At 35.1% G+C, this 11,469-nt stretch carries 7 protein-coding genes; 6 read left to right on the forward strand and 1 reads right to left on the reverse strand.

The window, feature by feature from the left end; all coding sequences use genetic code 11:
- Positions 1–147: 147 nt before the first annotated feature.
- The 6 genes from QVA17_RS11345 to QVA17_RS11370 all read left to right on the forward strand — a co-directional run bounded on the left by QVA17_RS11345 (position 148) and on the right by QVA17_RS11370 (position 10,558).
- A complete protein-coding gene (locus QVA17_RS11345; protein ID WP_287388998.1) occupies positions 148–984 on the forward strand; it encodes a CpsB/CapC family capsule biosynthesis tyrosine phosphatase in 837 nt (278 codons plus the stop codon).
- Between the two features lie 371 nt (positions 985–1,355).
- A complete protein-coding gene (locus QVA17_RS11350) occupies positions 1,356–7,475 on the forward strand; it encodes a pectinesterase family protein (protein ID WP_287388999.1) in 6,120 nt (2,039 codons plus the stop codon).
- A gap of 207 nt (positions 7,476–7,682) precedes the next feature.
- Entirely contained in the window at positions 7,683–7,928 is a 246-nt protein-coding gene (locus tag QVA17_RS11355; RefSeq protein WP_074520356.1) for a TIGR03905 family TSCPD domain-containing protein, read from the forward strand.
- 2 nt (positions 7,929–7,930) lie between these two features.
- Positions 7,931–9,013, forward strand: coding sequence for an undecaprenyldiphospho-muramoylpentapeptide beta-N-acetylglucosaminyltransferase (locus QVA17_RS11360; RefSeq protein WP_287389001.1), 1,083 nt, complete (start codon positions 7,931–7,933; stop codon positions 9,011–9,013).
- A gap of 109 nt (positions 9,014–9,122) precedes the next feature.
- Positions 9,123–9,815, forward strand: a complete 693-nt coding sequence (locus QVA17_RS11365; protein ID WP_287389003.1) for a 5'-methylthioadenosine/adenosylhomocysteine nucleosidase — start codon at positions 9,123–9,125, stop codon at positions 9,813–9,815.
- A gap of 59 nt (positions 9,816–9,874) precedes the next feature.
- Positions 9,875–10,558, forward strand: coding sequence for a YoaK family protein (locus QVA17_RS11370; protein ID WP_287389004.1), 684 nt, complete (start codon positions 9,875–9,877; stop codon positions 10,556–10,558).
- A 489-nt stretch (positions 10,559–11,047) separates the two neighbouring features.
- Here QVA17_RS11370 and QVA17_RS11375 read toward each other — a convergent pair.
- A partial coding sequence (locus QVA17_RS11375; protein WP_287389006.1) for a hypothetical protein occupies positions 11,048–11,469 on the reverse strand: 422 nt, incomplete at its 5' end.

Below are 11,469 nucleotides of genomic sequence, written 5' to 3' on the forward strand. Positions count from 1 at the left end.
AGCTTTAAGCGGGGGTATAAAGCTTACTAGTGTCAGAAGGGGTTAAAGCCCCTTCTGACAGGTGGCACAAAGTGCCACTGCGTTCATGAGGAAGTAGCGAAGCGGATTCCGAATGTCCGCTTTACTAGAATACTGGAGGATTAAATATTGTTTGCTAGAAAATATACTTATGATTGGACAATGATTGATATACATAATCACATGCTCTTTGGAGTGGATGATGGCTCTAGAAATTTAGAAATGTCTATGGAAATGTTAAAGATGGCTAGAGAAGATGGGATTTGGGACATTGTTATAACTCCCCATTATTCACCTAAAAGAGGCAAGGCACCATATGAATTGATCCAAAGAAATTTTAATACACTCCAAAGAAAAGTGGCAAAGGAGTTGCCAGAATTATCTTTATATCTCGGACGAGAAGTCTATTATAGCTCAGATACCTTTGAGGATGTGGAAAATGTAAAAGATCCCGAGACAAAAAAGTTTGAATATGAATGGGGCAAAGAAGACGATAGTAAAAATGATTATAGAATGAAAGATCTAATGGGAATTAGAATGTGCGCTACTAGAAACATTTTATTAGAGTTTTCCTTTATTACAGATTTTGAGACTATAAAAAGAGGAGTTACAGATTGCTTTTTAGCAGGCTTTCAGCCAATTGTAGCTCATGTGGAAAGATATGCCTGCATTGCAGAAAAGCCAATGCTTATAAAAGAGCTAAGGGAAATGGGAGCATACATTCAGATAAATGCTGATTCCCTATTTGCAAGTGGAAGAACTAATACAAGACGCTGTGCAAAAAAATTGATAAAAAATTACCTGGTGGATTTTGTGGCTAGCGACGCTCATAATCTAACAAGTAGAGTTCCCGTACTTTCCGCTGCTAGAGACTATGTTACAAGACATTGTTCTGAAGAGTACTCAAGAAACATTTTTAGAGAAAATGCCCTAAATATGATAATAAATCGCATAGGTAAAGAGTAAAACAAAGACCTTTTCTAAAAGATATTATAAAAATACATAAAAAATACAAAAATATCAGCTTCAAAGCGTTGACCTTGACACTATGTCAGACTTTATAATTAGTATACAACTAGTAGGAAATGTATGTGTAGCAAGTACATTTTCTATTCATCTTAGATTACCCGCATTCTCTAAGGTGGTTTTAAAGAGCATTAGCTCTTTAAAATAGTTGTAACATATTCTAACAGGGGTGTTAGGGTTTAATTGTTTTGGGGAGGATTATATGTCTAATAGGCATAGGAATCTATTATGGATGCTATATATCCATGATAGATTTTTTTGCACTAATCTTAATATTTTCCTCTTACATTTTTAAGGGAGGACAACTAAATATGAAACACAGAACTAGAAGTCTTTTTAGACGAATTAGTAGTAGTGTCTGTGCCGCAGTTTTGACAGCTACTACAATTTTTAGTGGTGTTACATTTGCTAGTGCAGCTTCAAATCCAACTAGAAAAATCGATGTTTGGGATTTTGGTGGTGTACAAGAAACAGATACAAGCAAATATGACAACCATATTAGTGCAACATTCTGGGATGACTATGATAAGTTGGGTGATAATGGTAGATTTGTTCAAAATAAGAACGAAGTTGCAACAATCACTTGGGATGATTTAAAGCTTACTTATATTGGACAAGATAGAGTTTATCGTAAAGCTGAAACTAAGACAGCTGGTCTAAACAATATTGCACAGACAAAGTATGATGATGGATACAATGCTATGGGTATGTATTATTGTAACGGTACAGGCTCTGATCAAAATAGATGTATGGATATTGCCAATGTAAAGGCAGGAGATAAAATTGTTGTATATATGGGCACAAGTAATGCTGCTGAATCAACAATTTACTTTAGATACGAAGATGGTGATGAGACTAAATCACAGCTAGAAGGTCAGCCTATTACTAACGTTGGAGTAAAGCATGAATTTATTGCTCAGTACGATGGTAATTATAAAATATACCCAGATAAGGCAGCAGGTAAGCCAGTGTATAACAGAATAGTAAGAATTCCAGGTGTTGCGGTATCTGGAAAAATTGATACACAGGGTATTTCATTAACTGATTACACATTAAGATTTACATGTGATAGCACAGGTGCTACAACTGATGCTAATGTAGATGCTAATGGAAATTTCACAGTTGTACTTGCAGCTGATGAAGAATATACAGCTAATGTTATTGGTGTTAAGGGTTACGGTACAACTAAAGAGACAAAGACAATTACAACAAGTCTTAATGATGCCCTTACAGGAATTTCTAATAAAACAATTAAGATCGAAGAAAAGAAACTTTGTGATTACACAGGTAAAGTTACAGGATTTGCCAGCGATTATGATATTTCAAAGCTTGCTGTAATTATGCATCCAGAAGATGAAATGGCAGAAGACGTAACACTTAATATAGCAACAGATGGAAGCTTTAACGCTAGTTTAGAAGCTGAAGAAACTTATACAGCAGAGTTAAAGGGCGTTAATGATTATGAAATCATTAATGGAGCTAGTGTAAATTGTAAGGATAACACACAACAGGATATTGAGGTTGCGCTTAAGCCAATGTATTCAGTAAATGGTGAATTTACTGGAAATAACGGTGTTAAGCCAAGTTCACTTAAGTTTGTAAACTTAGATGATTCTTACGAATACACAGCAACAGTTACAGATAATGGATATAAGATTTCACTTCGTGATGGTTCTTATAAAGCAGTAGTAGATATTGATGGATACAGAACAACAACTCATGTAGTTGTAAATGGTGCAGATGTTACTAAGGCACTTATGTTTGTATCAACAACAGCTAAGGATGCATTAACTAGAGTTCCTGATCTTTATGTAGGTTATGAAGATAAGGGAAGCTTAAACTACAACACAGTTAGTGAAGCAGTAGAAGCAGCTTCTTTAATGAACCCAAGTTCAGAAACTGAAAGAATTACAATTCATATTGCTCCTGGAACATACAGAGAGCAGATTAGAGTTAATACTCCTTTTATTTCTTTTGTAAATGATACTAATGAAGAAGTTAAGTTAACATGGTATTACGGTATTGGTTATAAGTATTATAGTATTGATGATTCAGGATTTTATAATGCTGAAAACGAATATGATAAATTTGATAAAAATGGCCCTGCTAAGTGGGGTGCATCAGTTTATGTAACAGGTAATGCTGATTCATTTAGAGCTGATGGAATTACATTTGAAGCATCATTTAACAGATACTTAACAGATGAAGAATTAGAAGATGGTGTAGTATCAGATGGTTCTATCGCATTTGTTAGAAGATATGGTGCAGATGTAACTTCTAAGGCAGCAACAGAAAGAGCAACAGCATTTGCTGTAGAAGCTACAGATGTTGAAATGACAAATTGTAAGTTCCTTGGTAGCCAGGATACACTCTACACAGGAAATACAGATGCTAGACTTTATTTCTTACATTGCCAGATTGAAGGTAACACAGATTATATCTTTGGTGATGGTAATTGTGTATTTGATGCATGTGAATTAAAGTTTTATGGATATAGCACAGGTTCAGTAGGTGGTTATATTACAGCTATGAAGCCAAGTGCTAATGCAGGTTATTTATTTAGAAATTGTACAATTTCAGCTAATGATGATTTAACAGTAACTAAGGGATACCTTGGTAGACCTTGGGGAGATAAGGCTAATGTAACATATCTTAATACTAAGATATGTAGCGACTTAATCTTAGATGAAGGTTGGACAACAATGAGTTCTAACAAGCCAGAAAATGCTAGATATAGAGAATTTAATTCAACATATACTGATGGCAGCGTGGTTGACTTATCTAAGAGAGTTACAGGCGTAATTGATGAAAATGAAGCAAACAGTGTTAGCTTATCTGAATACTTTGGCGATTGGACACCAGTTAGTCTTGTAACAGAAACAGAAGGCGTTAAATTTGAAAAGGATCCATACATGATTGATAACGGAGATATTAATGCTCCTTATCCAGGACATGTATTAACAGCATGCTATGATCTTGGTGATAACATGAAGGCAGATGCATCAGTACTTAGATGGTATATTGTATCAGATGATGGATCTAAGGAATTAGTAAAGACATCTACAGCAAGTGTAGATAGAACATACAAGATTACAGATGCAGCAGTATCAAAGCACATTTGCCTTGAAGTAGAAGCTCAGACAATTTCAGGCCAGAAGGGTGAAACTAAGTCAGTAACTACAGATGCATTTGTAAGAGAAGGATACGAAGACCCAACAGGAAAGATTACAGATCCAACAATTGGTGATGGAATTAATATCTATCTTGCTGGTGATTCAACAGTAAAGGACTACTCTACTAAGGGTATGTATAATGGCGGAAAGTCACAGTCAGAAGGTTCTTGGGGCGAATATCTACAGGATTATTTTGATAGTGATGTGGTAAATGTTGTTAACTACGCTAATGGTGGTAGAAGTTCTAGAAACTTCATTAATGAAGGCAGCCTAGATAAGATTGCAGCTAATATTAAGAAGGGCGATTACTTATTCATTCAGTTTGGTCATAATGACTGTGCTAATGAAATAGGTTATAGAGAAGATAGATATGTTCCACTAGGACAGCCTGATGCTAACGGAATCTTCCCTGTAACAGCAGGAACTAAGGTAGCAACACCAACATCACTTCAGGATAGATATGGTGATACATTCTATTCATATGATTGTGGTGGAACATATAAATGGTATTTATTACAGTATATTAACGTTGCAAGAGAAGCAGGTGCAACACCTGTACTTGTAACACCAGTGGCAAGACTTTACTTCACAGCAGAAGGAAAGATTAGACCACATCACGATGCAACTGATAAGACAGACACATATGCAGGTTCATATGTACCAGAAAATTCATATAACTCATATGTTGAAGCAGTTAAGCAGTTAGCAAGTGAAGAAGATGTAATGTTAATTGATGAATTCCAGCTAACTAAGGATTTATATGAAGAAACATATGCTAATGATCCTAATGCAGCTAATGGAGTTTCAAAAACAGCATCAAAGCTTTTATGCAGCGGTGATAGCACACATTCAAGTAAGTTAGGCGGATTAGTATCAGCAGGACTTATGGCTGAAGAAATTCAGAATCGTAACTTAAATATCTCTAAGTATGTTAAGGCACCTACTAAGACAAGTGGTGTTAAGGCTAACGGAGATGTTGAATTTACAGTAAATAAAGATGGTGTAATTGATACAGAAGACGTATTACTTAAGACTTATACACAGGATATGTTTACTACAATTACAACTAAGGCAGAAGAACTTAAGAACAATACAGAGACTCCAGAAACACCAACAGAGCCAGAGACTCCAGCAGAGCCTGAAACACCAACAGAAGAAGCTGATACAACACCACATACTTTATGGGTAGTTGGTGATTCAACAGTATCTTCATTTAATGATGCATATTACTATCCAAGATATGGCTATGGAACACAGTTATATAAGTACTTAACATCTAATATAACAGTTCAGAACTTAGCTCTATCAGGAAGATCTTCAAAGAGTTATGTAAATGATAAGGAATACCAGACATTAATAAATGGTATGCAGGAAGGCGATTATCTTGTAATTGGCTTTGGTCATAACGATGAGAAGGCAGAAGCAGATAGATATACAAATCCAAACGGAGATTATACAACAGAAGGTAGTTTCGCAAATTCACTTTACGAAAACTACATTAAGATTGCACAGGAAAAGGGCGTAACTGTAATTCTTTGTACACCAGTAGTAAGAAGAACAGCTACAGGTACTTGGTCAAATTCAAATCTTCATATTACATCTACATCAGGTGAATATGCGGGTGGCGATTACGCACAGGCAATTAAAAATTTAGGTAAGGATTTAGGAATTACTGTTGTTGATATGACAACACTTACTAAGAACTTATATGACGAACTTGGTGCTAGTGAAACACTTTACTTACATGCTTGGAATTCATCAAGTGAGTCATCAGTAGATAATACACATGCTAATATCTACGGTGCAACATATTGGGCTTACCTTTTAACACAGGCTGTTAAGGAAACAGATAATAGCTTAGCTAAGTATATTGTTTCTGCACAGGCTCCAACTAAGGCAGATACTTTAGTAGTAAACCCAGAATATACAGAAGCTGATTATACACCAATTGCTGAAGGAACAAGTTCAAGCATTTGGAAAAATGTAGGCATTTGGAGTGGTTCAGTATTTGGTAATGTAGGTGGAACAGATAAGATTTCTACAGATAACTTCGCATTAGAGGAAGTTAACGGTGGAGTAAGAATTGCAGCATTAAAGGGCAATGGTAAGATTGCTTCAACAGTTGATGGACTTGCAATGTATTATTATAAGATTCCAGTAGGATCTACATTTACTTTAACAGCAACTGCAACAGTTAATAGTATTACACAAAATGATCAGGTATCCTTTGGTTTAATGGCTAGAGATGACATGTATCTTGATACATCACTTTCTGATGCATTAGGTGATTATGTTGCAGCTGGTCCGTTAAAGATTACAAAGGGTTCTAGCATGTGGAACTGCTTCGCTAGAAAGTCAGGCGTACTTACAAGCGGTGGTGCTTGTGAAAAATATACAGCAATTAACGCAGGAGATAGCTTTGATCTTAAGATTCAGAGTAATTCAGATGGATATGCTTGTACATTCGGTGATGAAACAACAGTTACAGGCGGATTTGATTTTGCTTTAACTAAGGTAGATTCAGATTACGTATATGTTGGTATGTTTGCAGCAAGACAGGCAGATGTAACATTTACAGATATTACATTAGTAGTTGATGGTGAAGTAGTTTATACTACAGTTGATACAGAAGAACCAACAGAGCCATCAACAGAAGAGCCAACAGAGCCTTCAACAGAAGAGCCAACAGAACCATCTACAGAAGAGCCAACAGAACCTTCAACAGAGGAGCCTTCAACAGAAGTGGCAGCAGATGAAGATGTAATCTTTGAAATGCTAGAAGGTGCTAAGCAGACAGTAAATGCTGGTGAAAAGGTTAAATTAGTATTTAGATCAGAAGCTGACTTCTCACTCTTTAAGGGTGTATCAGTAGACGGCGTAGTAATTGATCCTTCAAACTACACAGCTAAGGCTGGTTCAACAATTATTACATTAAATGCTGATTATGTAGCAGCATTGCCAGCAGGTGAACATGAAGTAAGAATTCTTTCAGAGGGCGGTTACGCTAGTGCAGCATTAGTTGTAAGTGGCGAAATTGCTACTGAAGAAATTAATAATGAGACAACAGAAGTTGCAGCTGACACAGCTGTAGTTACTGGAGAAATCGCAGCAGATACAGATGTAGTTGCAGCAGATTCTTCAGAGGTTGCAACAACAGATAAGAAAACTGCAGATGCTAACAGCTTAGCTGTATTTATCATCATTGCAATGTTATCAGCTATGACACTTGCAGTTGTTTCAAAGAAGAGAGAGTTCTAAGATAACAAAGTAATAATCTTTATTGCTATATCTCAGACGAGATCTATAAATTTGATCTCATATAAAACTATAGACAACAACGGGAGTAGTCGCTTGCTTTATGCAGGCGGCTATTTTCTTTAATCAACCTTTTGTTGGTTTAAATTCAAAATCAAGTATGCTATACTTAGTGAGATTGTGTATTTATGCAAGAAAGAAGGATTTAGTATGGTATATAGGACTAAAGGAGTCTGTTCTCGACAGATACATTTTGAAGTGAAAAATGGAAAAGTATGTGATGTGGAATTCCTTGGCGGTTGTGATGGTAACACACAGGGTGTTTCACGATTAGTCGAAGGAATGGATATAGACGAAGCAATCAAGAGATTAAAAGGTATCGATTGCGGTGGAAAAGGAACATCTTGCCCTGATCAGTTGGCAACTGCTCTTTTACAGTATAAGGAGGAAGTTTAAAAGTGAAGAAGATTGTACTAACAGGCGGCGGAACTGCAGGACACGTTACACCTAATATTGCTTTAATGCCATCATTAGTTGAGGCAGGTTATGAGATTGAATACATCGGTTCTTACAATGGAATTGAGAAACAGTTAATTGAAGCGGAAAATGTTAAATATCACGGAATTTCATCAGGTAAATTAAGAAGATATTTAAGCGCTAAGAATATATCAGATATCTTTAGAGTTCTTAAAGGAATAGTTCAAGCCAATAGACAGTTAAGAAAGATTAAGCCGGATGTGGTATTTTCTAAAGGCGGCTTTGTATCAGTGCCAGTTGTGCTTGCAGCAGGACATAGACACATTCCTGTAATTATACACGAATCCGACATGACTCCAGGTCTTGCCAATAGAATAGCAATGAAGAAGGCTACAGCAATTTGCTGCAACTTCCCAGAAACAGTTAAGTACCTTCCAGCAGGTAAGGCACATTTAACAGGCTCACCAATAAGACAGGAATTACTTAAAGGAAGCAAGGAAGCAGGTCGTAAGCTTTGTGGCTTTAATGAAGACAAGCCAATCGTTTTGGTAGTTGGTGGAAGTACTGGCGCTAAGCACGTTAACGAGGCTATTTATGACATTTTACCAGAACTACTTGAGAAGTATCAGGTGTGTCATCTATGCGGTAAGGGAAAGAAAGAGAGCAAGTATGAGACATTACCAGGCTATAGACAATTTGAATATATTAGCGAGGAGATGAAAGACCTCTTTGCTATGGCAGATATTGTGGTATCAAGAGCAGGTGCTAATGCTATTTGCGAATTATTAGCCCTTAAGAAGCCTAACCTTTTAATCCCTTTATCAGCTAAGGCAAGTAGAGGTGATCAGATTCTTAATGCTAAGTCATTTAAGGAACATGGTTACTCATTAGTATTAGATGAGGACGATTTAATTAAAGATGATAAGATTCAGGGTGCTCTATTACTTGAACAGATCAATAAATTATATGAGAATAGAGAAGAATTCATAAAGACAATGGGAGAAAGCAAGCAGGCTGATTCCATTTCAACTATTATTGAATTAATTAAGAAGTATTCTAAATAATAGATAAGATGTGTTATAATGAATAAAGTTTATTATTAGAATGAAATAAAATAATCGATTATTATATAAGAGATTAGAAAATTAATAACAAAAGGAGGAATGCTGCCCTATGATAGGAATTATTGGCGCAATGGATGAAGAAGTTGAGCAGATTGTAGCTGCAATGGACATTACAAAGGAAGAGTCTAAAGCAGGTATGAATTTCAGAGCTGGAACACTAAACGGAAAGGAAGTTTGTGTTGTACGTTCAGGAATTGGTAAATGTAATGCTGCAGCTTGTACTCAGATTTTAGTAGATGATTTTAAAGCAGATTACGTAATTAATACAGGAATTGCAGGCTCATTAAATGCAAAGATTGATATCGCTGATATCGTTATTTCAAATGATGTACTACATCATGATGTAGATGCAACAGGCTTTGGTTATGAATTAGGACAGATTCCAAGAATGGATACACTTTCTTTTAAAGCAGATGAGAGATTAGTAAAGCTTGCAAGTGAAGCAGTTGCTAAGGTTTTACCAGAGATTAAAGGATATGTTGGAAGAGTTGTATCTGGTGATCAGTTTGTTTCTGATAAAGAAGTAAAGGAAAGAATTGAATCAACATTCCATGGATACTGTACAGAGATGGAAGGTGCTGCAATAGCACAGGTATCATATATCAATAAGGTTCCATTCCTTATTCTTAGAGCTATTTCAGATAAGGCAGATGATTCAGCAACAGTTGATTATCCAACATTTGAAAAGCAGGCAATTGCTAATTCAGTTAAGTTATTAAAGGAATTAGTAGCTAATATTTAACATTTAATCCGTCGCAATTTTGCGGCGGATTTTTTACGAATAAAAAAGAGGAAAATTTAATGAGATCATTAGCAAGTAGACTTACAAAACAAGAACAGATGTCAGAAGCTTTAATTGTGGGGCTTTTTCTAGCGTTTTCAGGGGGCTTTCAAGATGCTTATACATATATTTTAAGAGGAAATGTATTTGCCAACGCCCAGACAGGAAACATTGTACTTATGAGTACACATTTTATGAAAAATGAGCATATATATGCACTTAAGTACCTAGTCCCATTAGTGGCCTTTGCCCTTGGAGTATTTATAGCAGAGCAAATTGGCTTTAAGTTTAAATACTCTAAAAAAGTGCATTGGAGACAAATTGTACTATTAATAGAAATCATAATACTTTTTGTAGTAGGCTTTATGCCTTTAAAATATAATATTTTAGCTAATTCTTTAGTGTCTCTAGCTTGTGCAATGCAGGTTCAGGCTTTTAGAAAAGTAAGTGGTAATGCTTATGCAACAACCATGTGTATAGGAAATTTACGAAGTGGAATGGCGGCATTATCAGCGTTTACAAGAACAAGAAAAAGAGAAACTCTAAAAAAAGCAGCATATTATTTTATCGTAATCTTTATTTTTGCAATAGGTGCAGGAATTGGTGGAACATTTTCAAAAGATATTGGAATTCATGCTATATGGATAAGTTGTGCTTTCTTGATTGTAGCTATAGGACTTATGGCCATGGAGATTAGGAAATAAGGGCAAATTGACATGTATATCAAAAAGATGTAATGTATAATTAAAGAAACGATTAAACAAACATATTGGATTGGAGGGCGAGGTTTAATATGAAGATAAATGTTTTAGTTCATAAACAATATTCTCTGATAGTTGTACTTATTTTGACATTAATTGTAGTCTTTAATAGGATAACTAGTCCTGTGAATTTAATTATATACACAATAGGTTTTGTGGGTATTGCGTTAATTGAATTTTTTTGGTGTAAAAAAGAGCCTTTATATAAATCGTTTTTTGAAGGATATACTACAATTGCAATATGTATGATAGTAATTTCTATAATTAATGTATTGTTAAATTTACATGTAGTAATTACTATAGGAATGATTGTTTTGGCTTTTTTATTGTCGTTGTATGTATATTTGAACAAGAGTAGAGCATATAAATAGATATTTAGTAATAATTAAAATAGAAAAAATCAAGTCTCGTTCATGAGACTTGATTTTTTGTTTATAGTAGAAGTAAGCTTTCATCTTGTGTCAAATCATATATTTCTTGGTTAATAGAATTAATATCATAATTGTCATGTAAAAGGTGAGATATAACGCAAAAATCCCGAGGATTTTTTGGGTCAAGACTTCCTTTGTTAATTAGCCTAAGTGCTTTATTAGCTTCCTTTACATCCATATGAGCAGAAACAATTAAAGCCAATACTTTGTTCTTTGAAGGATTAGTTTTTGTGCCATTTATAATATCGTAAGCATAGCTTTTAGATAGACCTGAGTTTAATCTTGCATCAGTTAAACTAATATTCTTTTTTGCTAAAATGTCATTATAATATTGACTAAAGCTAAGCTCCTGTCCTTTAACATAGCTTAGATAATCTTGTAAATCTTTCTCATTCTTGACGGATTTTAAATAATTAAACAGTT

The organism is Lachnospira sp. (genome assembly GCF_016290755.1).
In the GTDB taxonomy this organism is placed as follows: domain Bacteria; phylum Bacillota; class Clostridia; order Lachnospirales; family Lachnospiraceae; genus Lachnospira; species Lachnospira multipara.

Excerpts from the sequence above, each read along its gene's own strand:
- QVA17_RS11350 (WP_287388999.1), top strand. The coding sequence starts at position 1,356 with ATGAAACACAGAACTAGAAGTCTTTTTAGACGAATTAGTAGTAGTGTC.
- QVA17_RS11355 (WP_074520356.1), top strand. The coding sequence starts at position 7,683 with ATGGTATATAGGACTAAAGGAGTCTGTTCTCGACAGATACATTTTGAA.
- QVA17_RS11365 (WP_287389003.1), top strand. The coding sequence starts at position 9,123 with ATGATAGGAATTATTGGCGCAATGGATGAAGAAGTTGAGCAGATTGTA.
- QVA17_RS11370 (WP_287389004.1), top strand. The coding sequence starts at position 9,875 with ATGAGATCATTAGCAAGTAGACTTACAAAACAAGAACAGATGTCAGAA.